At 64.0% G+C, this 25,300-nt stretch carries 19 protein-coding genes; 6 read left to right on the top strand and 13 right to left on the bottom strand.

The annotated features are described in order from the left end of the window. Window positions 1-10: 10 nt before the first annotated feature. Together GA0004734_RS00850 and GA0004734_RS00845 are read left to right on the top strand one after the other, a co-directional pair. Window positions 11-1,072 carry a polysaccharide pyruvyl transferase family protein gene (locus GA0004734_RS00850; protein WP_092930386.1) on the top strand — a complete coding sequence of 354 codons (1,062 nt, stop codon included), beginning with the start codon at window positions 11-13 and terminating at the stop codon, window positions 1,070-1,072. Between the two features lie 163 nt (window positions 1,073-1,235). Next, window positions 1,236-2,690 carry a glutamate synthase subunit beta gene (locus GA0004734_RS00845; protein WP_092930384.1) on the top strand — a complete coding sequence of 485 codons (1,455 nt, stop codon included), beginning with the start codon at window positions 1,236-1,238 and terminating at the stop codon, window positions 2,688-2,690. Window positions 2,691-2,748: 58 nt separating this feature from the next. On the opposite strand, the gene GA0004734_RS00840 is transcribed toward GA0004734_RS00845, so the two are convergent. Beyond that, the gene (locus tag GA0004734_RS00840; protein ID WP_092930382.1) at window positions 2,749-3,138 is read right to left on the bottom strand and encodes a winged helix-turn-helix transcriptional regulator; all 390 of its coding nucleotides are present in this window, start codon (window positions 3,136-3,138) and stop codon (window positions 2,749-2,751) included. A gap of 159 nt (window positions 3,139-3,297) precedes the next feature. Between GA0004734_RS00840 and GA0004734_RS00835 the strand changes: the two genes are divergently transcribed. Beyond that, on the top strand, window positions 3,298-3,909 hold the full coding sequence (locus tag GA0004734_RS00835) for an FMN-dependent NADH-azoreductase (protein ID WP_092930380.1): 612 nt from the start codon (window positions 3,298-3,300) through the stop codon (window positions 3,907-3,909). An 87-nt stretch (window positions 3,910-3,996) separates the two neighbouring features. Here the strand turns inward: GA0004734_RS00835 and GA0004734_RS00830 are convergent, their stop codons facing one another. Further along, window positions 3,997-5,415: an SGNH/GDSL hydrolase family protein gene (locus GA0004734_RS00830; RefSeq protein ID WP_245292306.1), complete on the bottom strand. Its 1,419-nt coding sequence runs from the start codon at window positions 5,413-5,415 to the stop codon at window positions 3,997-3,999. A gap of 117 nt (window positions 5,416-5,532) precedes the next feature. Continuing rightward, entirely contained in the window at window positions 5,533-6,753 is a 1,221-nt protein-coding gene (locus GA0004734_RS00825; protein WP_092930378.1) for a lytic murein transglycosylase, read from the bottom strand. Between the two features lie 577 nt (window positions 6,754-7,330). Here GA0004734_RS00825 and galU point away from each other — a divergent pair. Next, complete coding sequence (gene galU, locus GA0004734_RS00820; RefSeq protein ID WP_092930376.1) at window positions 7,331-8,212, top strand: UTP--glucose-1-phosphate uridylyltransferase GalU; 882 nt, start codon at window positions 7,331-7,333, stop codon at window positions 8,210-8,212. Window positions 8,213-8,301: 89 nt separating this feature from the next. Here the strand turns inward: galU and GA0004734_RS00815 are convergent, their stop codons facing one another. The 10 genes from GA0004734_RS00815 to GA0004734_RS00770 all read right to left on the bottom strand — a co-directional run bounded on the left by GA0004734_RS00815 (window position 8,302) and on the right by GA0004734_RS00770 (window position 21,300). Beyond that, on the bottom strand, window positions 8,302-9,822 hold the full coding sequence (locus GA0004734_RS00815) for an outer membrane beta-barrel protein (RefSeq protein ID WP_245292305.1): 1,521 nt from the start codon (window positions 9,820-9,822) through the stop codon (window positions 8,302-8,304). A 97-nt stretch (window positions 9,823-9,919) separates the two neighbouring features. Next, window positions 9,920-10,387, bottom strand: a complete 468-nt coding sequence (locus GA0004734_RS00810) for an NfeD family protein (RefSeq protein ID WP_092930372.1) — start codon at window positions 10,385-10,387, stop codon at window positions 9,920-9,922. Beyond that, the gene (locus GA0004734_RS00805) at window positions 10,387-11,406 is read right to left on the bottom strand and encodes an SPFH domain-containing protein (protein WP_092930370.1); all 1,020 of its coding nucleotides are present in this window, start codon (window positions 11,404-11,406) and stop codon (window positions 10,387-10,389) included. Before GA0004734_RS00805 ends, GA0004734_RS00810 begins: the two co-directional genes overlap by 1 nt. A gap of 190 nt (window positions 11,407-11,596) precedes the next feature. Continuing rightward, a complete protein-coding gene (gene hemH / locus GA0004734_RS00800; RefSeq protein WP_092935714.1) occupies window positions 11,597-12,682 on the bottom strand; it encodes a ferrochelatase in 1,086 nt (361 codons plus the stop codon). Between the two features lie 311 nt (window positions 12,683-12,993). Continuing rightward, on the bottom strand, window positions 12,994-15,117 hold the full coding sequence (locus tag GA0004734_RS00795) for a bifunctional metallophosphatase/5'-nucleotidase (RefSeq protein ID WP_092930368.1): 2,124 nt from the start codon (window positions 15,115-15,117) through the stop codon (window positions 12,994-12,996). A 136-nt stretch (window positions 15,118-15,253) separates the two neighbouring features. Continuing rightward, window positions 15,254-15,625, bottom strand: a complete 372-nt coding sequence (omp10, locus tag GA0004734_RS00790) for an outer membrane lipoprotein Omp10 (RefSeq protein WP_092930366.1) — start codon at window positions 15,623-15,625, stop codon at window positions 15,254-15,256. A gap of 214 nt (window positions 15,626-15,839) precedes the next feature. Further along, complete coding sequence (locus GA0004734_RS00785) at window positions 15,840-17,291, bottom strand: homospermidine synthase (protein ID WP_092930364.1); 1,452 nt, start codon at window positions 17,289-17,291, stop codon at window positions 15,840-15,842. 127 nt (window positions 17,292-17,418) lie between these two features. Beyond that, complete coding sequence (locus GA0004734_RS00780; protein ID WP_175386157.1) at window positions 17,419-18,102, bottom strand: aminotransferase class IV family protein; 684 nt, start codon at window positions 18,100-18,102, stop codon at window positions 17,419-17,421. Further along, the gene (locus tag GA0004734_RS00775) at window positions 18,099-19,265 is read right to left on the bottom strand and encodes an aminodeoxychorismate synthase component I (RefSeq protein WP_092930362.1); all 1,167 of its coding nucleotides are present in this window, start codon (window positions 19,263-19,265) and stop codon (window positions 18,099-18,101) included. Before GA0004734_RS00775 ends, GA0004734_RS00780 begins: the two co-directional genes overlap by 4 nt. A gap of 202 nt (window positions 19,266-19,467) precedes the next feature. After that, complete coding sequence (locus GA0004734_RS00770) at window positions 19,468-21,300, bottom strand: M3 family oligoendopeptidase (protein ID WP_245292304.1); 1,833 nt, start codon at window positions 21,298-21,300, stop codon at window positions 19,468-19,470. 231 nt (window positions 21,301-21,531) lie between these two features. Between GA0004734_RS00770 and GA0004734_RS00765 the strand changes: the two genes are divergently transcribed. Continuing rightward, window positions 21,532-23,097, top strand: coding sequence for a sigma-54-dependent transcriptional regulator (locus GA0004734_RS00765; RefSeq protein WP_092930359.1), 1,566 nt, complete (start codon window positions 21,532-21,534; stop codon window positions 23,095-23,097). Between the two features lie 195 nt (window positions 23,098-23,292). Next, window positions 23,293-25,290, top strand: coding sequence for a DUF882 domain-containing protein (locus tag GA0004734_RS00760; protein ID WP_092935710.1), 1,998 nt, complete (start codon window positions 23,293-23,295; stop codon window positions 25,288-25,290). The last annotated feature ends 10 nt before the right edge of the window (window positions 25,291-25,300 follow it).

Here is a 25,300-nt window from a genome sequence, read left to right as displayed (position 1 = left end):
ATGGTGTAACGTGTCCAAGGACCTTCTCGACATCGTCGCGTCGAAGGCTGCCATCCCGGTCTCCTGGGTGACGCCGCCGGCTGGCGAGGATTATCTCAATCTCGGCGACGCGCTGTCGCCGGTGATCGTTTCGATGATGTCGGGACTGCCGGTGACACATGCGCCGAGCAAGAGCCGGCAGACGCGTCTTGCGGCCGTCGGCACCATCGGCCACATGATGGCAGGTGGACATGTGCATGTCTGGGGAACGGGCACGTCTCCCAATCTCAATCCCGGCCAGCATGGTGACGACAAGATACCCTATACCCGGCCAGTCGATACGCGCTTCACCTTTCACGCGACACGCGGACCGTTCAGCCGCCGCGTTCTCGGCAGCGACGGGCCAGCCGTCTATGGCGATCCGCTCTGGCTTCTGCCGCATTTCCATGATGCGCCTGTCAAAAAGACGCATGAACTCGGCGTCATCCTGCATCTGGCGGAATTGTCCGAGCGCACCTTCGATGCCCGTCCGAAGGACACCGAAGGCCGCCACCATGTGGGGCCGTCGGATGCGGGAGCCGTCAAGCTGATCAACACGGTCACGCCGACGACGATCGGCGCGCTGCGCGAGCGGCTGGACGAGATCCTGTCCTGCAAGCGGATCGTCTCGACCAGCCTTCATGGCATGGTCTTTGCCGAATCCTACGGCATTCCCTGCCTCTATTTCTCGCCGCGCTCGCGCAGCACCGGGCTGGGTCGTATCGATCTCTCCGACGAGAGCGGCGTCATCGACCTGCGTTTCGTGGATCTCTATCGCGGTCTCGGCCTTTCCGAACTCGACATCTGGTACCAGCCCCGGCAGGTCAAGACGAACTGGCAGGCTGTGATCGACGCCGTTGATAAGGTCTGGGCGCCAAAGGTCTTCGACGACAGACCCCTGATCGAATCCTTCCCGCTGCCGCTTGCCATGATGGGCAAGGGCGCGCGCGGCAGCGCCTTTGATGCGCCGGTGATCGCCGCGCTGCCGACACAACGAAAACGGCTTCCGGGCCAGGCCTTCATCGAAGGGCTCGCGGACCGGTTCTTGAGATGACGATCATGAAACGTCTTATGGTCACGAAATTCGATTGAGTGTTCGCCGCTCTGGCGACAATGTGAAAAAAAGCCTGCCGGATTGCCGGCAGTCAGGAACAGAAACGGGTGGACGCGGAGCGGGTGGCATCAGCGCTTCCACGGCGACGATTGAGGGTTACGTCATGGGCAAGGTTACAGGTTTCATGGAAATCGACCGGCAGCTGGCAAAGTATCAGCCGGCCTCCGATCGTATCCGCCATTTCCGGGAATTCACGATTCCGATGTCGGAACCGGAAGTACAGAAGCAGGCGGCACGCTGCATGGATTGCGGCATTCCCTTCTGTCACGGCCCGACCGGCTGCCCGGTGCACAACCAGATCCCCGACTGGAACGACCTCGTCTACAGCGGCAACTGGGAAGAGGCGATCCGCAACCTGCATTCGACCAACAACTTTCCCGAGTTCACCGGCCGCATCTGCCCCGCGCCTTGCGAGGAAGCCTGCACGCTGAACCTCGAGGATGCCCCTGTTACCATCAAGACCATCGAGCAGGCGATCGCCGACAAGGCCTATGAGATGGGCTACATCGTGCCGAAGCCTGCGGTGACGAAGACCGGCAAGTCGATCGGCATCATCGGCTCAGGCCCTGCCGGCATGGCGGCGGCCCAGCAGCTGGCGCGCGCCGGACATGCCGTGCATGTCTACGAGCGGGAGACCAAGGCCGGCGGCCTGCTGCGTTATGGCATTCCGGACTTCAAGATGGAGAAGAACTTCATCGACCGCCGCGTCGAGCAGATGACCGGCGAAGGCGTGACCTTCCATTATGGTGTCAATATCGGTGTCGATCGCACGGTGGAAAGCCTGCGCGAAGAGCATGACGCCGTGCTCTATTGCGGCGGCTCCGAGACACCGCGCGACGCCGGCATTCCCGGCGGCGATTTCGCCGGCGTGCATGATGCAATGCCCTATCTCGTGCAGCAGAACCGTCGGGTCGGCCGCGAGAATATCGACAGCGTCGGCTGGCCGTCGGACCCAATCCTTGCCGGTGGCAAGCACATCGTCGTCGTCGGCGGCGGCGACACGGCGTCGGACTGTGTCGGCACCGCGTTCCGTCAGGGCGCCGTCAAGGTGACGCAGCTCGACATCCGCCCGCAGCCGCCGGAAAAAGAGGACAAGCTCGCCGTCTGGCCGTTCTGGGCCACGAAGATGCGCACCTCCTCGTCGCAGGCCGAAGGCGCCGTGCGCGAGTTCCAGGTCGCAACGCTGGAATTCGTCGGCGAGGACGGCGTGCTGACCGGCGTGAAGTGCTGTCAGGTCGACGATCGCCGCAAGCCGGTTCCCGGCACGGAGTTCGTCATCAAGGCCGACCTCGCCTTCATTGCCATCGGCTTCAGCGGCCCGTTGAAGGCCGGCGTTCTGGAAGAGCTCGGCGACGCGCTCGCCATCAACACCGACCGTCGCGGCTCCAGCAACGTCATCGCCGACGACAAGGATTATCGCACATCGGTCGACAAGGTCTGGGCTGCCGGCGACGTGCGTCGCGGCCAGTCGCTGGTCGTCTGGGCCATCCGCGAAGGCCGACAGGCCGCACGCGCGATTGATGAGGCCCTGATGGGCTCCAGCGTCCTGCCGCGCTGATCCCGCGAAACTTCTCCATGGAAGGAGGATGCCCGGTAAAGCCGGGCATCCTCGGCCCTCAGGCCTGTCGCCGGTCGTAAGCCAGCCGCGCCTGATCGATCTGCTCCTGATGCTCGAACGCCCAGTTGCCGAGCGCCTGCACGGGCTCGCGCAGCGACTGGCCGAGATCGGTCAGGGCATATTCCACCTTCGGCGGAATGGTCGGATAGATCGTCCGCGTCACCAGCCCGTCCCGCTCCAGGTTGCGCAGCGTCAGCGTCAGCATGCGCTGGGAAATGCTCCCGAGCGCGCGCTTCAGCGCGTTGAACCGCTTCGGCTCCGGCGCCAGCAGCATCACCACGAGCACCGACCATTTGTCGCCGATCCGGGAGAGGAGGGCGCTGGCCATACGGCAGTCATGGGTTTCGTGCAGCGTCTCCAGCGTCATGTCCATATTTGTAGGTGTCATGAATGTGCCTCCTTGCGCGCGCTCCTCAACGTCATTCATAGTGCCTCGGTATGGAAAAGTAACTCAAAAACGCGACGCACCCGGTAACGCAGCGGGGCGTCGGCTTTTCATGCGGACCGCATTCGAACGACCTGCACATGGTACACAAAGGATAGACACATGAAGCTTCTTCACCTCGACTCCAGCATTCTTGGCGACCATTCGGTCAGCCGCGCGCTGTCCAAGGCTGCGGTCGAGCGTCTCACGGCAGAGAACCCCGCAATCGAAATCACCTATCACGACCTCGTCGCCGAGCCGATCGCCCATCTCACCGGCCGCTACCTCGCCGGCCAGAGCGACGACGTGCAGCACGATCAGGCGCTTCAGGAAGATCTGGCACTGGGCGGAAAGGTGCTGGACGCGTTTCTTGCGGCCGACATCGTCGTCATCGGCGTGGCGCTCTACAATTTTGGAATTTCGAGCCAGTTGAAAAGCTGGGTGGACCGGATCTGCGTGGCCGGCAAGACGTTCCGTTACACCGAAACCGGTCCGGAGGGTCTGGCGGGCGGCAAGCGCGTCATCCTGACGGTCGCGCGTGGTGGCCTCTATGGTCCGGGCATGCCGTCGCAGCCCTTCGAACATGCCGAGACTTACCTGCGGTCGGTTCTCGCCTTCATCGGCGTGACCCATCCCGAGGTCATCGTGGCTGAAGGCCTGGCGCTCGGTGCCGAGCCACGCGAAGCAGCGACCAAGGCGGCACTCGAGACAGTCGCCACGCTCAAGGCCGCCTAGAGAAATTCCAGCAAAAGTGCGCAGCCATTTTGCGTCCGGAATTGCGTTAAAACACTCTTTGGAAAAGTCAGGGCGCCCGCTCTGAGCCTATCGCAGCGGGACGACCTGCCACGGCGGTGCGGCCCCCAGCCGGGGGCCAGTTCCGGTCTTTGGCGGGGCTGCGGCCTTCGATGGTGATGGATCGGCATTGCCTAGAGATGAGCCTGCCGCCGATGAGGCTGTCTCCGGTGTCACGGCCGGCGGCGCCAGCACCGTCTTCACAAGCCGAAAATCGTCAACCCGGCCGAACGGGGCGGGCGGGGCTTCGCCTTTCTCGATCAGCAGGTCCCGCGCGCTGCGCCCGGTACTTGCCGGCAGGCTGGCGCCGTCCAGCAGGGCGGACGCGCCGTCGAGGTCGGGATCGACAAGGCTGATCGGCTGGGTCTTGATGATGGTCTCGCTGGTCGGGGCCGTTACCACCAAGTCCTTCATGTCGCTCGGATCGGGAATGTCGCTACCGGGCGCTGCCGTCTCGCCCAGAAGGCGGCGGATGTCCTTTTCCACGTAGAAGGCGAGCTTGCGTTTGCCGGCCGGCGTCAGGTTGATGCCGTCGGCACCGCGCAGGCGCACCTGCTGGCCATTGATGTCGGAGCCCGTCGTCACGAACTTGCCCTGCTCATCGACGAAACCATCCCAGATATCAATGAACTGCCCACCGACCTTCTCGGCTTCGGTGCGGAAGATGCCGTTGAACGTCACCATGTCCGCCGTCATCGCGGGTGACTGGAACGACGGCATGCCGACCCAGAGAAGCGGCACGTTGCGGCTGCGGGCAAGGGCTGCAAACGCTGCGACGCGCTGTGTGTACTCGGCCATCCAGGCATCCGTGCGGTATTTTTCCCGCACCGCACCGATCTTCATCTGCTGTCGGTCGTTAGCGCCGAAGCTGACGACGATGAGGGCCGGCTTCACGTCATCGGCATAGACGGGGAGCATGTTGGGCCAGTCGAAATAGTCGTCGCGCACCATGCCGGAGGAGCCTTCGCTCCGGTTCTCGACCACGATGCCCGGGCTGTCGGCAAAGGCGGTTTGCAGCCCGTCACTGAGGCTGCCGGCGATGAAGTCGCCGACGACAAGCACGGTCTTGGCATCCGCCTGCTTTGCCACGATTTCGGGTGCCGGCGTCTCGACAGGGGCGGGACGGGGTTTCGCCCGCTGCGGCTTCGGCTGACGCCGCACCGGCGGCGGCGCCTCGCGGTTGATATTCCCGCCGTCGCCATAATCCTCATAGACGCGCTGCTGCTGGCGCGGTCGTCCAAAGAACATATCAAGGATTGTGCGTCGCTCCTGCGCCTCGGCGCGGCTGACGGGCGGGAGGAAGGCGACGGCCGGCAGAGCGATGACGATGGCGAGAATGAAGGCCGCAAGCCGGCGCAGACGAGCACGCCGCGACGGTTGCGGCGAGACTTTGCTCTGATCAGCGCGTGGTGTCACCGCTTTGGGCATCTCGGCTCGGGGCATCGACATCTGCATTCCGGCCGGGCGTCCTGCCCGGTCCTCTTCATTTCCACCAGACCATCGGACGATGGCTTGCCCGTTCCGGATTCTGTGCCCGAAAACGGCCTGGTTGCCCGGTGTCGCCGATCAATCCCGCAGGGCGCGGAGAAGGTTCTGCGTCGGCTGGCCGTCCGGGGTCATGCCCTTGCGGTTCTGGAAGGCCTGGATCGCAGCTTTCGAGCCGGAGCCGAAATTGCCATCGACCTCTCCGTCGTAATAGCCGAGTTCCTTGAGGCGCGACTGCAGTTCGAACTTCTGCTTGACGTCCAGCGTGCCGTCCGGCCGGCTCCAGGCCTGCTGCATACCGCCATAGCCGGCAATTTCGTCGGCAAGAAGACCGACGCCGAGCGCGTAGGAGTCGGAGGCGTTGTAGCGCTTGATGACGGAAAAATTCTTGGTCATCAGGAAGCCCGGGCTGCCGCTGCCGCCCGGCATCTTCAGCGTGGCGCGAATGCTGCCGTCGCGGAATCCCTTGCCGTTCGGACGGGTGAAGCCGAGGGCCGTCCACTGCTTCAGCGTCTTCGTCTGGCCCTGGAGGTCGGAGCCGCCGGCGGGCACCGCCGTCTCGTAGCCCCAGGTCATGCCCGGTTGCCAGCCGTTCTTCTTCAGAAGGTTCGCGGCGGTCGCCAGCGCATCGGGGATCGAGTTCCAGATATCGCGGTGCCCGTTGCCGTCCGCATCGATCGCGTAGAGGAGGTAGCTCGTGGGAATGAACTGCGTGTGGCCCATGGCGCCGGCCCAGGAGCCGTTGAGTTCGCGTGGGCTCACATCGCCCGACTGCAGGATCTTCAGCGCGGCGATCAGCTGTGTCTTGGCGAATTTCGCCCGCTTCGGATCGGCATAGGCAAGGGTCGCCAGCGCTCGCGGCACGTAATGCAGCCGATCGTCCTTCTCCAGCACGGCGCCGTAGTTGGACTCCATCGACCAGATGGCGAGCAGCACGTTTCGATCGACGCCGAAATGCTTCTCGATCGCATCCAGCGTGCGGCGGTGCTTCACCGACATTTCCTGGCCGACCTTCTGCGTGTAGGGGTTCACGCGGCTGTCGATATATTCCCAGATCTTGTGCTTGAATTCCGGCTGGTAATTGGCCTTCTCGATCACGGTCTCGTCGGGCGTCTTCACGCCGGCAAAGGCCTTGCGATAGGTGCTCTCGGAGATGCCCGCTTTGGCGGCCGTGGGATAGAAGCCGTTGATCCATGTCTGGAAGCCGGCATCGGCGAAAGCAGGCGTGGTGGCGAGGAACGCGGCGGCGGCAACAAAGGCGGCGCGGAGGCGGCGGCGAAGGGGCAGACTGTTGCTGTTCATCGGTCTGTCGTTTCCGTAATCTCGGTCTCGCGCGTCGGGGCGACGGGCGAGACATCACTGTACCATTCCAGAACCGTCCCATCTTGCGCTGCCGGTGACGGATCCGACGAGTGCCGGCTCTGCTGTGAGGGCCGGTTTGAGGAAGAGTATCGAAATGAGGTCAACAAGTTCTTTACCATGCCGAAGGACTTGCGTCTTCCTTAGGGAAAAAATAGCCTCTTACCCTTAGATACGTTCACGTTCTTGTGACGCGCATGCTGCATGTTCACCGGGCATTCACCCGGGGTCGTGCATCTAGGCGGTGCATGCCCGGCACTCCTTTCGGGCCGACTTTTGGGGGCGGGACGTGGACGCTCTGGAAACTGCGGGGAAGTCGGATAGATCCATGTCATCCGTCGCCGGGCTTGGGGGAGAGGTGCGTCGCAATTGCGTGGAAACGGAGTTGCTACGAACGAGAACATCGGGATCGACGTTCATTTTAAGCCGGTTTCCGGTAAGACGACATCACGCCACGGTGGATCAGCGCTCGTTGATCTCCACCGTCCTTTTTAAGAATGACTGAGAACTGGAGATATTGATGAGTGAGAAGCGTAAGGTCCGCAAGGCCGTCTTTCCTGTTGCCGGCCTCGGCACGCGTTTTCTGCCCGCCACCAAGGCTGTCCCGAAGGAAATGCTGACGGTCGTCGACAAGCCTGTCATCCAGTACGTCGTCGATGAGGCGATCGAAGCCGGTATCGAACACCTGATCTTCGTGACCGGTCGCGGCAAGGGCGTCATCGAAGACTATTTCGACATTCAGACAGAGCTTGAGCAGACGCTGCGCGAGCGCAACAAGACCGCCGAACTGACGCTGCTCGCCGACATTCTGCCGAAGGCCGGGATGGCCAGCTTCACCCGCCAGCAGGCGCCGCTTGGCCTCGGCCACGCCGTGTGGTGCGCCCGCGATATCGTCGGTGATGAACCCTTCGCGGTTCTCCTGCCCGACATGATCATGCGCGGCGAAAAAGGCTGCCTCAAGGGCATGGTCGAGCTGTACGAGCAGAGCGGCGGCAACGTGCTCGCCGTCGAGGAATGTGCGCCGGAAGTGGCCCACAAGTACGGCATCGTCGGCGTCGGCGAGACGATCGGCGAGGGCTTTGCCATCAATGCCATGGTCGAGAAGCCGGCCGCAGGCACAGCCCCATCCAACTATTTCATCAACGGCCGCTACATCCTGCAGCCGGAGATCTTCAATATCCTGGAAACGCAGGAGCGGGGCGCCGGCAACGAGATCCAGCTGACCGACGGCATGCTGAAGCTGCTGAAGAGCCAGGATTTCGCGGGTTACGTTTTCCGCGGTGAGACCTACGATTGCGGCGCCAAGGATGGCTTCATCCTCGCCAACGTCGCTTTTGCGCTGTCGCGCGACGATATCCGCGGCTCGGTCGAAGGCCCCCTCAAGGCCCTTCTCGCCCGCTGATCGATCGATACCGAACAAGAGAGCCGCGTTGCATTTGCAGCGCGGCTTTTTTCGTTTCGGGACCGATATGTTCGCGACGGTGCCTTTGCTCAGCGCCGTAGCGTCAGGCCAACCCCGATCCGGGCGACCGAGGTCGCTTCGCCGCGATCGGGGGTCGTCCGCTCATAGCTGACATCGCCGGTCAAAGCGAGATAGCGGTTGATGTCGTAGGTCAGGCCGGCGCCGGTCAGCCAGACCTTTGTGTCCGACGAGGCGCTGCCGGAGGGATAGTTGCGGAATGTCAGGCTGTTGGAGAGCCGCGCCACGAGCGCCGAGCGCAGCTCGTGTGTGACGCGGCTCGACAGCGTATAGGCGAGCGCGCCACTTTCGCCCGAGGTTGTGGAGGGCTCCAGCGTCGTGGAGAGGCCGGTCGAGACATCCGTTCCGCGTTGCGGCGACCAGTTGATGAGGCCGTCGATGGTGGCGCCGTTCAGGTTCTTCAGCCGCGCGTCGTCGAAGCGGTAGGTGTTGTAGCCCAGCGCCAGCTCGCCCTTCAGCTTCTCGCCGAGATCGGCTTCCACCCCGGCGCGGCCGGAATAGGTTTTGTAGGATCGGCTGTAACCCAGGCTGTCCGAGCGCAGCTCATAGACGCCACGGCCGATGGAGGCTTCGAGGAACGGGATGAGGGCCGGCGACAGTTCATAGCCGATGCGTGTCGTCAGCGTGCCGACATCGCGGTTGCGGTCCGTCTGCGACAGTGTGGTGCCATCGGAGAGATCGACATCGGAATAGGTCAGGCGGTTGACATCGACCTTGGCCGAGCCGCGCAGAATGCCGAAATCATGCTCGATTCCCGCACCAAGAGAATACTGGTTCACGCCGGCTTGCGTTTCTGCGCCGTTGATCGCGTTCGGGTCGGTCGCATCCTCGCGGTCGAAGCTGTAGCCGGCACGCAGCGTGGCGATGGTGTCGCGGCTGATATCGAGGCGAAAGGCGCCGTCGATGTCGGCTCGCGGCTTGGTTTCGCCGGTGCCGGAGAGATTGCGCTGCCAGTAGCCCTCGCCGGTGATGCTCAGTTGGTGGCGGGACCAGTCGGAGGTCAGCGTGCCCTTGAGGCCCGTTTCGGTGTAGGTGCGCCGCTCGCGGTTTTCGCCGCTGCGTGTCGTTTCCGAGTTCAGCGTCTGCCCGATCGAGGGCTTGAGGGTGAAGGTGCCGAGCGGAATGCCGGGTACGTCGTCATCGTCCGCAAGTGCCGATTTCAGCCCATCCACGCTGCTTTCCCGCAAGTTGGACCGGATCAGGTCCTGATCGCGCAACAGCCCGCCATCGACCACGGCATCATCGCCGATGGCGCCGGTGATATCGGCGTCACTGGCCGCCGTCGTGATGCCGCCCGTCGTGGGCACGGCGGCTGCGGCCGCGCCGGCCGCCTGAGGGCTGAGTGTTGCCGAGGTCGGATCCTGCGGTCCTGCAAGGTCGGTATCGCCTGCGTCATCCTCCACCGCTTGCGCCCGGGCGGTGCCGGGCAGAGCAAGCTGTGTGAGGCAGACGGAGAGAAGCAAAAGGACCATGGCAGCACGAGCGGGCCGGAGGCCACGCGCATCAGTGTCCGGGAGGTGAGAAGGCGCCATGGGCCGGGTCCGCAAGCTCGAAGCAATTGTTTCGCAATCGTAAACGCTTGTGGTTAACCAATCCTTATCTGAAGGCGTCCTCGCTGAAGCTTTCGGCTCAGGCGGCTGGGGCTTCTTCCACGAGAAGCCGCTGGCCATCTGCGGACAGGACGCGGACGCGCGCGCCGGTCGGCAGGTCGGGGCCGCTGACGGGCCATGTCGTATCGCCGAGACGAACGCGGCCGCGTCCTTCGGCGATCGGTTCCTCGAGAATGGCGGTACGCCCGATCAGGCTGCGGCCGCGCTGGTTCAGCATCGGCGTGTCGGAGGCATGATCGAAGCGCGCCAGCAGGCGGCGGCCGACGAGCACGGCGACGACGGAGAGGATGGCGAACAGGGGTAGCTGCACATGCCAGCCGAAGACGTCCGCGTTCCAGAAGATCAGCGCCAGCGCTCCGGTGACGATCGCCGCCATGCCGATCCAGACGAGAAAGACGCCGGGAACGAGGATTTCGGCCGCGAGGAGGACGAGGCCGAGAACCCACCAGGCCCAAGGGCCGAGCTCCTCGATGACGCGCGCGACCATCAGACGCCGGTCCGCGGCGGGGCGAAGGGCGAGGGGGTGTTCGGTGTGCTTGGCGGAACGGATCGCGTCGGGCCGCGCGGACGTTCCGGCGCCGTCGCGGCGTCGCCGAAGACTTCGCGGGCGATGGCACCGATGCCGCCGAGCGAGCCGATGAGGGCTGAGGCTTCCATCGGCATCAGCACGATCTTCGAATTGGGCGCAGTGCCGATCGCGGCGACGGCTTCGGTGTATTTCTGGGCGACGAAGTAGTTGATGGCCTGCACGTCGCCGGCAGCGATCGCCTCGGAGACCATGCGCGTCGCCTTCGCCTCGGCCTCGGCTAACCGCTCGCGGGCTTCCGCGTCACGAAATGCAGCCTCGCGCTGGCCTTCGGCCTGAAGGATCGCCGACTGCTTGGCGCCTTCGGCCCGCAGGATCTGCGCATTGCGCGAGCCCTCGGCCTCCAGCACCTGGGCGCGCTTTTCGCGCTCGGCCTTCATCTGGCGCGCCATGGCGTCCACCAGATCCTTCGGCGGCTGGATGTCCTTGATCTCGACGCGGGTGACCTTGATGCCCCAGGGGCCGACAGCCTCGTCCACGACACGGAGCAACTGGTCGTTGATCTTGTCACGATTGGAGAGAAGCTCGTCGAGATCCATCGAGCCCATGACCGAACGGATATTGGTCATGGTGAGGTTGAGGATCGCGCTCTGGAGATTGGAGACCTGATAGGCGGCCTCTGCCGCGTTCAGCACCTGATAGAAGGCGACGGCATCGGCCGAGCAGCTGGCATTGTCCTTGGTGATGACCTCCTGGGTCGGCACGTCCAGTACCTGCTCCATCACGTTCATGCGTGCGCCAACGCGGTCGATGAAGGGAATGATAAGGTTCAGGCCCGGCTCCAGCGTGCGCGTATAGCGGCCGAAGCGTTCGATCGTATGGCGATAGCCCTGCGGAACCGTCTTGATGCCGGCGATGAGCACGAGGATCACCAGGACCGCAAAGGCCACCACAACGATGTCGAATCCGCCCAAGATCATCTCCTCCGTGTAGCGATTGACCCCGGCTTAAAGCGTGCCGCGATCCCTCGGATTCGCTCGGTACGCTGTAAGCTTTTGTTTTTACGCATGTCGTTATCGCAAAACCGCTGCGCACTTTTGCGCGACATGCTTAGCATGCCGGGGCGCAATGCGGAACCTTGCCGTTCCCGCGACGCGGGAACGGCGGGGATCAGATGCTCGGTGCGCCCAGCACCCGGTCCAGCGAAACGGCCTGCGGTGCTGTCACATCCACCCAGCCGCCGAGTTCGCGGCGGACCACGTGTTCGAGGACGCGCATGCCGTCGTCGCTGTCGTTGAGGCAGGGGATATGCGTGAACTTCTCGCCGCCCGCATGGTGGAAGGTCTCGGCAGCCTCCACGGCAATTTCCTCAAGCGTTTCCAGACAGTCGGACACGAAGCCGGGGTTCATCACCGCGATCCGCTTGATGCCCTTCTGCCCGAGCGCCTCCACGGTCTTGTCCGTATAGGGCTGCAGCCACTCCTCCGGGCCGAAGCGCGACTGGAAGGTCACCTGCAGCTTGTCCTTGGACCAGCCGAGCCGCTCGCGCAGCAGACGCGCCGTCTTGTAGCACTGGCAGTGATAGGGGTCGCCCTTCTTGAAGTAGGACTGGGGAATACCGTGGAAGGAGGTAAGGACCACTTCCGGCTCCCAGTCGAGCGTCGCGAGATGCGTTTGGATCGAGTTCGCAAGACTTTCGATATAGACCGGATCGTCGTGATAGGGCGGCACTGTGCGCAGCGCCGGCTGCCAGCGGGACTTCAGCAGCCGGCGGAAGGCCTCATCGTTGACGGTCGCCGTCGTGGCGGCGGCGTATTGGGGATAGAGCGGGAAGAGCAGGATCTTCTCGCAGCCGGCCTGCTTCAGGGCCTCCATGCGCGAGGGAATCGAGGGCTGGCCGTACCGCATGGCCCAATCGACCACGACATTGTCATGGCCGGCAAGACTTGCCGCCATCTTCTCACTTTGGCTGCGCGTGTACGTGCGCAGGTAGCTTTCGTTCAAATCCTTGTTCCAGATCGTCTCATAGGCCTTGCCCACCTTGGCGGGGCGCGTGTTGAGCACGATGCCGTAGAGGATCGGGTACCAGAAGACGCGGGACCATTCGATGACGCGCTTGTCGCTCAGGAACTGCTTGAGGTAGCGCCGCATGGAGACCTTGTCGGTTCCATCGGGCGTGCCGAGATTGACCAGGAGGACGCCGACTTTTCCAAAGGCCACCTTGGGGTGGTCGGCGGGGAGGGGCGTGACGGTCATGTTCATGGCGGTTCCCTAGGCAGGAGATGGAGACGGTGTCCGGTACGGACACGGGCTGCATCGGTTCACATCGCCTTATGTAAAACAAAAACCGGCCCGGGGAACCCCGGGCCGGTGCAATAGGATGAGGCCGATTGTCTCATTGCCTGCCGATAGCGCCCATCCGGGTGTGACGCCTTTCGAAAAGGCGTTCTCCCCGGGCTGTGTTCCCGCCGGTGCAGGTTGGCGAAAAAGCCTTCGCGGCCCCAACGGGTTCACGCGGGCCTACCCCTATGACCGCGCGCGTCAGGAAAAGACCGCGAAGAAACCCGTCAGCGCGGCGGCAGGGTCAGTTCCGTGCCGACATGCAGCCGCTCGGGAACCGGATTGCCGTTCGCTCCGGCGATCGTCTTCCACTTTTCGCCATCGCCGTAGACGGATTTGGCGATGTCCCACAGCGTATCGCCCTTGACGACGACATGGCGTGTTTCGGCCGGTGCCGTGGCTGCCGGTGCGGGTGCCGGCGGTGCAGTTGTTGCCGGCTCCGCGGATGCTGGCTCTGGTGCAGGCGTTGCAGGAGCCGGTGTTGCAGGAGCCGGTGCTGCCGGCGCGGGCTCGACTGGCGCAGCGGGCGTCGCAGGTTCAGGCGTAGCGGGCGCTGCGGGCGTTGGTGCTGGTGTTGTCGGAGCAGGCTCGGGCGATGTGGCAGCCGGAGGCGTTGCGGGTGCTGCCGGTGTCGATGCAGCGGGCGGGTTTGCCGGTGCCTGTGCCGGTGCCTGTGCCGTCGTCGTTGCCGCGGGCGGGGCGGCGGGCGCCTGTTTTGCCGGAGGCACGTAGCTTGCCGGCGTCAGGTCGGTGATGCGGCCGTCGGTGTAGGGCTTGTAGGGGTTGTGCGCGCCGAGATAGGCGGCCACCGCCTCTTCCAGATTGGGGCCGAAGTCGTAGGCGTTCTTGGCGTTGGTCGCGAAGATCTTGAAGCCGTCGCCGCCGCCGCGCACGTAGTTGTTGGTGACCACGCCATAGGTCTTGGCCGGATCGATCGCCGTGAAAGCATCGCCCTCCTTCACTTCAACGGCGCTGATGCGGCTGCCGACGGGCTTCGATCGGTCGAACGCATATTTCAGGCCGGCGACCTGCAGGAAGCGGCCGCCGCCATCGTCGATCTGGCTCACGGCATTTTCAAGCGCGGTCACGAGATCGGCGCCGGTCAGCTGGAAGGTGGCGATGGTGTTCTGGAACGGGAGCACGGTCAACACTTCGCCCATGGTCACCGGACCGGCATCGATCGGCGCGCGCAGCCCGCCGCCATTTTGCAGCGAGATGGTGATGCCCTGATCCTTCACGCGGTCGAGCTGGGCGTCGGCCAGCAGGTTGCCCATGCTACATTCCCTGGCGCGGCAAACCTTCCGGTCGCCCTCGATGGGTCCGGAGGTCTCGCCGACCACCTTCTGCTTCAGCGCCTCGATCGGCGCCTTCAGTTCGTTGATGCGCGCTGTGAGCGCGGCGTCGGGCTGGAATTTGCTGTCGATCAGGATCGGCTCGCCGGTCGCTTCCTTCACCACGCCCGCATCGTCGAAGACGATCTTCAGGTCGCCGAGATAGCGCGAGTACTGGAAGGCCTGCACGACCGGCACCTTGTGGCCATCGGGGTTGTCGACCCAGGTCGGGTAAGGCCCTTCGGCACCCTCGACCGTGTTCGACAGCAGCGTGTGGGAATGCCCGCCGACAACGACGTCGACATCGGGAATCTTGGCGATGGCCGAAAGGTCGCGCGGATACCCGACATGGGTGAGCGCGATGATCTTGTTGACGCCTTGCGCCTTCAGCGCGGCCACGGCCTCGGTGATCTTGGCGACATCGTCGGTGATGGTGATGTTCGGGCCGGGATTGGCGATATCGGGCGTATCATTCGTGACGGCGCCGACGATGCCGATCTTCTGCCCGCCCTTTTCGATCACGATGGAGGGCTTGATGCGGTCGCCGATCTTGGCGGCAGCGCTCGGCACGACATTGGCGGTGACGACGGGGAACTGCACCTTGTCGAGGAAGGTCGCGAGCACGTCGTCGCTGTCGTCAAATTCATGATTGCCGACGGTCATGGCGTCGAACTTCATGGCGTTCAGGACCTCGGCTTCCGTCGCGCCCTTGTAGGTCGTGTAGAACAGGGAGCCCTGGAAATTGTCGCCGGCATTCAGCAACAGCGTGTTCTTGCCGGCACCGTCCAGCGCGCCGCGCGTGGTGTTGATGGCGGTCAGCAGGCGGGCGGCGCCGCCGAAGCAGGCGTTCTTGGCTTCCTCTTCTGCGGAGCAGGTCGCATCGGACTTGTTGATCGCCTCGATGCGGGAATGGAAGTCGTTGATATGAAGGATGTTCAGTTCGTAATCGGCAAAAGCGGCACCTGTGGACAGGGCCAGCAGGGACGCAGCCATCAGGCCGGTCTGCAGGGTGCGGATCATCACGATCTCCTCTTTGTCGAACGCATGCCCGCTGCCGGGATTCCGGCACCGGACAACGGGATCGTTTCATCCCGCCGTCCCGACTTCAAGGAGAAAGAGCAGTGCCCGGCGATTTTTGCCGCCGGGTCGTCGGGTTTTACACGCGGCGCGACAGCGAGAATTGAGCGCCGGTGTCGGTCGTGCAGTTGAGCTGAGAATTGGTGACCATGGCGCAGTTGACCTTCTGCTGGGTCTTGCGAACCATCGAGGTCATGTTGATCTCGACGAGCTTCGGCGTGATGCTGACATAGCTGCCGGAGGCGAGAATCTGGTTCGTATCGGTCGTGCGGGTGGAGAAGGTGCCGCTTGCGAAGGTCGAGACGATGCCGTTCGGATCGGCCCAGGTTCCTTCGACGCCCACTGGCATGGCCTGGCTTCTCGGCATCTGGCTGACCTCGCGCGGAGCGGACTGGCACGAAGCGAGTGACGCGGCGACAGCAAGGGCGGTCATGATGGCTTTGGGATTCATTGCAGGGTCTCCGTGGTGCTCGGAACGATCGGAACGTCGAAAAACCATGACGTGATCGACTCTTGTTTGCAAGCGGCGCGGGCATCGCCGTTGCCGCGGTGGATGACGCAGGCCTGTAAGCGCGGCTTTCGGGAGACAGTTAAGCTCGACCTGCGCAGAAAAAAACCCGGAGCGATGACGCTCCGGGTTTTGTCCGGTCTCGATTGGTCGCGGCCTAGCGAACCAGGATGTTCTTGAACTGCCAGGCATCGCTCTCGTCGATCTCTTCCGGGAAGAGGCCCGGGCGGCCGTCGAGCGGGGTCCAGTCGGTGTAGTGTCCTTCGACGGGGCCGAGATAGGGCGTCTGCACTTCGAGGCAGCGCTTGTAGTCGATCTCGTCGGCTTCCACGATGCCGGCCTTCGGGTTTTCCAGCGCCCAGACCATGCCGGCGAGAACGGCCGAGGTTACCTGCAGGCCGGTCGCGTTCTGATAAGGCGCGATGCGGCGGGTTTCTTCCAGCGACAGGCGCGAACCGTACCAGTAGGCGTTCTTGTCGTGGCCGTAGAGCAGGACGCCGAGTTCGTCGACACCGTCCACCAGTTCGTTCTCGTCGAGAACGTGGAGAACCGGCTGCGGCGTGCCGCCATTGCCGAACATTTCGTGCAGCGACAGCACGGCGTCGTTGGCGGGATGGTAGGCATAGTGGCAGGTTGGGCGGAAGGTAACTTCGTCGTCCTTGTCGCGAACCGTGAAGTAGTCGGCGATAGAGATTGACTCGTTATGCGTCACAAGGAAGCCGTATTGCGGGCCGGGGGTCGGGCACCACGTGCGCACGCGGGTGTTGGCGCCGGGCTGCTCCAGATAGATGGCGGCCTGGCAACCCTTCTTGTGCTTCTTGGCGTTCTTCGGCATCCAGTTTTCATGGGTGCCCCAGCCAAGTTCGGCCGGCTGCAGACCTTCCGAGATGAAGCCTTCGACAGACCATGTGTTCCAGAAGACGTTGAGCGGCTTCGGGTTCTTCGCACGCTGCGTGTCGCGCTCGGCAATGTGGACGCCCTTGACGCCGACCTTCTTCATCAGCTTCGCCCAGCCTTCGCGGTCGTGCTGGTCCGGCTCGTCGAACTTGATGTCGAGGTCGTTGGCAAGGTTCACCAGCGCCTGCTTGACGAACCAGGAGACCATGCCCGGGTTTGCGCCGCAGGTGGAAACGGCCGTGGTGCCGCCCGGGTTCTTCTTCTTTTCGTGGCGCATGGTTTCGCGCAGCGCGTAGTTGGTGCGCTCGGAGTTCTTCATGCTCTTGTCGAAATAGAAGCCGAGCCAGGGCTCGACGACCGTGTCGATGTAGAGCACGTCGAGCTTGCGGCAGAGCTTCACGAGATCGACCGAGCCGGTATCGACCGACAGGTTGACGCAGAAGCCCTGGCCGCCGCCAGCCGTCAGAAGCGGCTTCAGCAGCTCCTTGTAGTTGTCCTTCGTGACGGCCGCCTTGATGTGCTTGACGCCGTGCTTCTTGAGGATCTTCAGGTCAGCTGCGTCGTCACGCGGGTCGATGACGACCATCCGGCTCTTGTCGTAGGTGAAATGCCGCTCGATCAGCGGCAGGGTGCCGCGACCGATGGAACCGAAGCCGATCATGACGATCGGGCCGGTGATTTCGCCGTAAACCGGATGAGAGGCTTCCGCCATAGGGTCTTCTCCTGAACGTTTCTTTTTTAGGCAAGCCGATCCGGGTTCGGTCGACTCTGGGCAATATGCGCGCCCCTAGATCATAAATCGATGTCACAATAAAGGGCCGGCTTCTTTCGGTGTTCCCTTAAATGACAACTCTCGTGGTGCGGAAGGGTTCGGACTCGACCAGCCGGGCGGGAATGAGGCCGCGCAACGCATTGCCCATGAACAGCGAGCCCGCGCGCACGGCATCGAGCGTCAGGCGCTCGACACGAGCGCGGCGGGCGCAGATCAGCTCGGTGCGCAACACGCCGGCCAGCAGGCCGCAGGCGATCGGCGGGGTTTTGAGAATGCCTGTGCCATCGTCCAGAAACAGCGAGGTGATGGTTCCCTCGCAGGGTTCGCCGCGCTCGTTGAGCAACAGCACCTCGTCGGCCTCACCGGGCGGCCACTCGCCACGCGCCGCGTCATAGGCTTCCCGCCGGCTCGTCTTGTAGCGCAGAAGCGAATCGGTCGAGGCAAGCCGGGTTTCGGCGATGCGGACGCGCCAGACGGTCCCCGGCGGCTGGGCGGTGAAGGGCACGACGGCGATATCGAGGTGGCCGTCGCGCGCCAGTTCCAGACGGACGCGGGAGGGGCTGGTCGCGTGCGCAACGGCGTGTTCGAGCCGGGAGGTCACGTCGTTCGGCAGGGTGAAACCGAGGCGCCGGGCGGAGCGGGAGAGGCGGGCCATGTGCAGGCGCAGGCGCGCAAAGCCCATGTCGAGGCCTATATCGCTGCTCCCAGCCGGTTCGTATCGCAGCGTCTCGATCAGGGTGAAGTCGCTCACGGCGTATTCCCCAGTGCGGGGGCCTCGTCGCCCAGCGCAAAGCGGGCCTTCAGCAGGCATTCGGCATATTCGGCCTCGGCGGTGGAGTCATAGACGATGCCGCCGCCGACATGGAAGATCGCTTCGCCGGTGTCGAACAGCGACAGGGTGCGGATGGCCACGCTGAAACGCATGTCGCCGTTCGGCGCGATATGGCCGATGGCGCCGCAATAGGCATCGCGCGGGCCGGTTTCCAACTCGCTCAGGATCTCCATCGCCCGGATTTTCGGCGCGCCCGTCACCGAGCCGCAGGGAAAGATCGCCCGGAAGATGTCGGCGATGGAGAGGCCGGGGGTGAGCCTTGCCTTCACATGGCTCACCATCTGGTGGACGGTCGGGTAGGTCTCGATGTCGAACAGGCGGGGCACATCGAGCGTGCCGATCTCCGTGATGCGCGAGATGTCGTTGCGCAGGAGATCGACGATCATGCGGTTTTCCGCCTGGGTCTTGCCGTCGGCCAGCATGGCGGCGACGATCGCCTCGTCTTCGGCAGGAGACGCGCCGCGCGGGGCGGTTCCCTTCATCGGATGCGTCTCGACCATCCCGTCGGCGATCTTGAAGAACAGTTCCGGCGAGCGGGAGAGAAGGATCGGGCCGTCAAGGCTGACAAGCGCGCCGTATCGCACCGGCTGGTGCTCGATCAGCGACCAGAAGGCATCGAGCGGATCGCCGTTCCAGCGCGCCGTGATCGGCATGGTGAGGTTTGCCTGATAACAGTCGCCCTGCCGCAAATGCCGGTGCAGCCGGTCGAAGCGATCGCGATAGGCGGCGAGATCCCAGGCGGCGCGGGGCGACGTGAGAAACGGCGTGTTGTCGCGCCGGCGGCGCGGCACCGCAAGTGGATGGGCGGCGTCCGCCGGACGCTCGAAGACGCCGAAGCAGAGGAGCGGCGTTTCCCGGTTCTCGGGCGCCAGCGGCGCGAGCCGGTCCTCGAAAAGATAGCCCGCTTCATAGGCCATGAACCCCGCCAGCCAGTGGCCGGCCGCCTTTACCGCTTCCATGCGGGCGAAGGCGGTGAAGACCTCGGCGCGCGTGCGTGCGGTGATGATCTCCAGCGGCTCGGCAAAGAGCGTCACCGTGCCGGTCGTGTCGTCGCTGAAGAGGATGAACGGGTCGGTGGGCATCGGGGTTTCCGGGTTGTGGCATGACCCTAATCCGGCTGCCGCCACCTTCCGCCGCATGCGGGGAGAAGGACGATGTGGCACGCGCTCGCTATGCGCTCGAAAATGCGTGGGCCACGTCCCCTCTCTCCGCAAGCGGGAAGAGGATTAGGGTGAGGGGCGGAGGTGGGCGAAGAGTGTCATTTCAATCCAGCGCTCACGCGGGTCACGCCGCGTCCAGTGCTTCCAGCTCGTCAATCAGGCCTTCGATCATCGAAAGGCCCTTTTCCCAGAAGGCGGGGTCTGTGGCGTCGAGGCCGAAGGGGGCGAGAAGTTCGCTATGATGCTTGCTGCCGCCGGCCTTCAGCATCTCGAAATACTTCTGCTGGAACCCACCTTCGGCCTTCTCGTAGACCGCATAAAGCGAGTTCACCAGGCAATCGCCGAAGGCATAGGCATAGACGTAGAATGGCGAATGGATGAAGTGGGGGATATAGGCCCAGTAGGTCTCGTAGCCCTCCGAAATCCCGATGGCCGGGCCGAGACTTTCCGCCTGCACTGACAGCCAGAGCTGGCCGATGGCCTCGGGCGTCAGTTCGCCGTCTTTCCGCGCCGTGTGCAGCTTGCGCTCGAAGTCGTAGAAGGCGATCTGGCGCACGACCGTGTTGATCATGTCCTCCACCTTCTGGGCGAGCATCGCCTTGCGCTCGCGCTTGTCCGTCGTACGCTCCAGCAGGGCGCGGAAGGTCAGCATTTCGCCGAAGACGGAAGCGGTTTCTGCGAGCGTCAGCGGGGTCGAGGCCATCAGCGCGCCCTGTCCGCCAGCCAGAACCTGATGCACCCCATGGCCGAGTTCGTGGGCAAGCGTCATCACGTCGCGCGGCTTGCCCATGTAGTTCACGAGCACATAGGGGTGGGCTGAGGGCACGGTCGGATGCGCGAAGGCGCCCGGTGCCTTGCCCGGGCGCACGGCTGCGTCGATCCAGCCGCCGTCGAAGAAACGGCGGGCGATGGCGGCCATTTCCGGATCGAAGGCGCCGTAAGCCGAAAGCACCGTCTCGCGCGCCTCGTTCCAGGGGATCAGGTGGTTGGGCGTTTCCGGCAGGGGCGCGTTGCGGTCCCAGAAGTTCATCCGCTCCATGCCCAGCCACTTCGCCTTCATGGCATAGTAGCGGTGCGACAGGCGCGGATAGGCCGCGCGCACGGCCTGCGCCAGCGCGTCCACCACCGCACGCTCCACGCGGTTGGCGAGGTGCCGGCTGTCGGCGATGTCGGTGAAGCCGCGCCAGCGGTCGGAGATCTCTTTATCTTTGGCCAGCGTGTTGGTGATGAGCGCGAAGGTGCGGATGTTCGCCTTGAACGTCGCGGCCAGCGCCTGCGCGGCTTTGCGGCGCGTTTCCGCATCCGGCTCCTGCAAAAGGCTCAGTGTGCGCTCCAGCGGCAGCACCGCGCCATCGACGGTGAAGGTCAGCGCGGCCATGGTCTCGTCGAACAGGCGGTTGAAGGCACCGGCACCGGTCATCGATTTCTCAAGGAACAGCTGCTCCAGCCGGTCGTCCAGCTGGTAGGGCTTGTCCATCCTGAGGTCGACGATCCAGGGCCGGTAATGCGCGGCCAGCGCGTCGGCCGCGAGCGCCGCATCGAGCACCGCATCGTCGATCCGGTTCATTTCCAGGGCGAAGAACAGGAGATGGCTCGCATCGTCCGTAAGCTTGGCCTGGACGTCGCCAAAGAACTTGCCGATTTCGGGGTCGGAGGTGTCGGTGTAATATGTGAGGCCTGCATAGGAGCCGATGCGGCCCATGAGGTCTTCCAGCGCTTCGAATTCCTGCACGGCCTTCCCCAGGCCCTCGTCACCGGTCTTCGCGGCCGCGTCCGCCAGGCGGCCCTTCCACTTTGCCTCGAAGGCCAGGCATTCGGCGCCGGCCTTTTCCATGTCGTCGCGGAAGGCCTGCGAATTCGGTGCGGGAAAGAGATCCTCCAGCTTCCAGCGCGGCAGATCGCCCAATGCAGCGTCCATCGTTGCGGCGTCGACGGTCGCGGCATCTGCGGGGCTCATGACATGCTCGGGAAAAGACGACGTCCGGGGAGAAAGGGTCATTGCGGTCACTCGCTTGCTTCGGCGCGCCAAGGCACTCGGCCGGGCTTGGCGCGGGGCCGGAACCTAACGTCCCCGTTGGTTAAAATGCAAGTCTTTCGCCAAACACCGTGTTCAATCCTTTGTGCCAGGAATGGACGCTGAAGGTGGCGTGCAGGACTGTGCGCCGATGACGTTGAGGCAGGAGGTCCCATGGCAGCGCAGATTCTCGTGATCGAGGACGATCCGGTCCAGCGGCGGATCCTGACAGGCATGATCGACCGGCTCGGCCATATCGCGCATGTGGCGGAAAACGGTCGCGCGGGGCTCGATGTGCTGCTGCGCCGCGGCGCGCGGATCGATGTCATTCTTCTCGACCTGATGATGCCGGAAATGGATGGCCATGCGGTACTCGCGGCGCTGGCCGAACGCAATATCACCACGCCCGCCATCGTGCAGACCGGGCAGGGCGGCATCGAGACGGTGGTGCTCGCCATGCAGGCCGGTGCCTTCGATTTCGTGGTGAAGCCGGTCTCGCCGGAGCGCCTGGCTGTCGCCATCGGCAATGCGTTGAAGCAATCCGGTCGTCCGGTGCGCGGCTCGACCAGCCGGCGCAGCCGTGGCGATGTCGTGCGTTTCGAGGATGTGGTGTCCGCCAGCGAAGCGATGATCCGCGTACTCGATCTGGCCAAGCGCGCCGCCCAGTCGAGTATACCGGTGGTGCTCGAAGGTGAATCGGGCGTCGGCAAGGAAATGGTGGCGCGTGCCATCCAGTCTGGCAGCGACCGGTCGGGCAAGTCCTTCATCACCGTCAATTGCGGTGCGATCCCCGCCAATCTTGTGGAAAGCATCCTCTTTGGTCATGAGAAGGGTGCTTTTACCGGTGCGACCGAAAAGCATGCCGGCAAGTTCGTGGAAGCGGATGGCGGCACGCTGTTTCTGGACGAAATCGGCGATCTGCCGCTGGCCGTGCAGGTCAAGCTACTGCGCGCCGTGCAGCAGGGCGAGATCGAGACGGTCGGCGCGCGCCTGCCGCAGAAGGTAGATGTGCGGCTGATCTCGGCCACCAACAAGGACCTGATCACCGAAGTCCGCGAAGGCCGGTTCCGGGAGGACCTCTATTACCGCCTGAACGTCTTCCCCATCGCCATTCCCGCGCTGCGCCGCCGCAAGGAGGACATTCCGTTGCTGGTGCGCAACTTCGTGGAGATCTTCTCCAGCGAGCAGCGACTGGCTAAGACACGCACGGTCAGCCATGGCGCCATGGCGCTCCTGACGGCTTACGATTGGCCGGGCAATATCCGCGAACTGGAAAGCGCCATCTACCGCGCCGTCGTCATGGCGGACCGTTCCGAACTCGACGTCACGGATTTTCCGCAGTTGGCCGTCACGCTGCCGGACAGACTGGCGCATGGCGTGATCCCGCATCTCTCGTCCGAGCCGTTGCGGAGCGAGGGTTCGACCGACGAACCGTTGTCCTTTGCCGGACTGTCGCATGCCCGCCCGGCACAGAGCGAACCGCCTCTCTCGCCATCCGAACGGAGAGCGATGCGGTCGGTGGAAACGGTGACCGATTCGGCCATTCCGAGCGTCGATGCCGGTGGCAATGTGCGAAAGTTGGCCGAGGTTGAGGAGGAGCTGATCCGGTTTGCGCTGAAATTCTATCGCGGGCAGATGAGCCAGGTGGCGCGAAAGCTCGGTATCGGGCGCTCGACGCTCTACCGCAAGCTCAAGGATTACGGGATCGATCCGGACGATCCGTTCTCGGAAGCCGCATGATTCACGTCCTGTTGGGACAAGCTTGCCTTACGCTTTCGTCGAAAACATGCAGTGTCGTTTAGACCTTGTTAGTGGTCCGTTCACTATATTATAAGGATAGGGGACGACTGTGGCATAAATGCCATGCTGTCACCGTATTTGACAGTCAACTGGATAGCCACAGGGAGCGGCGTGTCCGTCGACGGGGAAGAAGGTTTGCAGGATTTGTCGGGAATGATAACGCCTTTCGGCGCCAAAGTGCGCGACCTTTGCCGCCGTTGGGCCGGCCGCATGCCGCGTCTTCTCGGATCGCTGGTCATTGCCGCATCCATGGTGACGCCTGGCGTGGTGCCCGCCGTCGAGGCCGCCGGACAGACCCGGACGCTCAAGATCTTTTTCATTCATACCCGCGAAAAGGCCGAAATCACCTTCAAACGCAATGGCCGCTACGACCCCAAGGGTCTGCAGCAGGTCAACAACATGCTGCGCGACTGGCGCCGCAACGAGCCGACGAAGATGGATCCGCGTCTTCTCGATCTGATCTGGGAAGTCTACCAGAAGAGTGGATCGCGCGATTATATCCACGTCGTCTCCGCCTACCGCTCCCCGGCCACCAACGGCATGCTGCGCTCGCGCACTAAGGGTGTTGCCAAGAAGAGCCAGCACATGCTCGGCAAGGCGATGGACTTCTACCTGCCCGACGTGAAGCTGAAGACGCTGCGCGAAATCGGCATGAAATTCCAGGTCGGCGGCGTCGGCTACTATCCCACATCCGGTTCGCCCTTCGTCCATATGGATGTCGGCGGCGTGCGTGCCTGGCCGCGCATGAGCCGCGGCGAACTGGTTCGCCTGTTCCCGGACGGCAAGACCATGCACCTTCCCTCCGACGGCTCGCCGCTTCCCGGCTATGAGCAGGCGGTGGCGGACTACAAGCGCCGTGTCGGGTCCAGTGCTATCGAAGTGGCCGGCGGCGGGACAAAGGGTGCCGGCGATCGCGATACCAAACGCGGCGGCAAGAACCTCTTTGCCATGCTGTTTGGCGGCGGCGATGAGGACGAGGATGCAACGGCGATCGCAAGCGGTGCTCCCAGCGGGTCTGAGAGCGACGATGCCGAAGCGCCTGCCCGGGCGCCCCGTACCACCAAGCCCGCGACCGCCCCGGTTCAGCAGCCGGTTCTTGCCGGTGTAGAGGGTGCGGACGAAGGCCCGGTGGTGGCCGAACAGACCGTCAAGGCGCCGGTTCCGCTCGTTCGCCCCGCTTTCCAGGAAGCCGACACAGCCGTCCAGACCGCGCTCGTGGCGCCGACCCGGAATGCCGCGCAGGATGCTCTTGCCGCAGCGCTTCCCGATTCGACGGCGACAGGCCTGGCGACCACAGCGGAGGAATTTGCCGATCTGCGGAGCTACAAGGTTCCCGTGCCGATGGCGCGCCAGACCGATCCGCAGGGTAGTGAGGCATTGCTTGCCAGTGCCGACCCGAATGCGATGACCGAGGACTCCGAGGCTCTTGGCTTCGTGCCCGTACCGGCCCTTCGTCCGGCTGGTGAAGCTGCCCTGATGGCTGTCGCCCAGGCCGACGTTTCCGGCGCAACGGCCGGCATGGCTGCACAGCCGCTGCCGGCACCGACGACGACGGCGCCGGCTGTGATCGCGACCGCACAGGCCCCGGTCGATACCGCGGCGGAAGCCGGAGCCAAGGTTGCCCTTGCGGCCCCGACCGTCGCCACCATTCCCGCTGCACGGCCGGAAGCCGTGGCCACGGCGCAGACGCCGCCGGCCGCTCCGGCCCATGATCCGACCCGCATCGCTGCGGCGCCGGTTCGACCGGCCAACCCGCCGGTCGAGCTTGCGTCCTACGCGCCGGCTCCGTCGTCCGCCCCGCGTGACCCGTTCGGCAGTGCTTTCGATGTGCCTGCCGAGGTGCCGACCAAGGCTGCCCGTCCGAAAAAGGTTCAGGCCGACGCCGCGCATCGCACCTCCGTGCGGACGGAGCCGAAGCTGACGCAGAAGATCATTGCGGAATGGGCGCTTTCGACCAGCCGCATGGCGACATTGTCGAAGCCGGTCAAGGCACCGCGCTTCGTCTCCCGCTCGTTACGTGCGTCGCCGACGACGGTCTACTCCGCCGGTTTCACCAACCGTCCAGCCGTTGCCGATACGGCAAAGTTCAGCGGTACAGCCGTTAACTTCATGGAAGTTCAGCGCTTCAACTGAGGGTAGTGGT

It is taken from the genome of Rhizobium sp. 9140, from assembly GCF_900067135.1.
Lineage (GTDB): Bacteria > Pseudomonadota > Alphaproteobacteria > Rhizobiales > Rhizobiaceae > Ferranicluibacter.
Note: the sequence above shows the minus strand (reverse complement) of the source record. Positions and strands in the feature narration are given on the sequence as shown.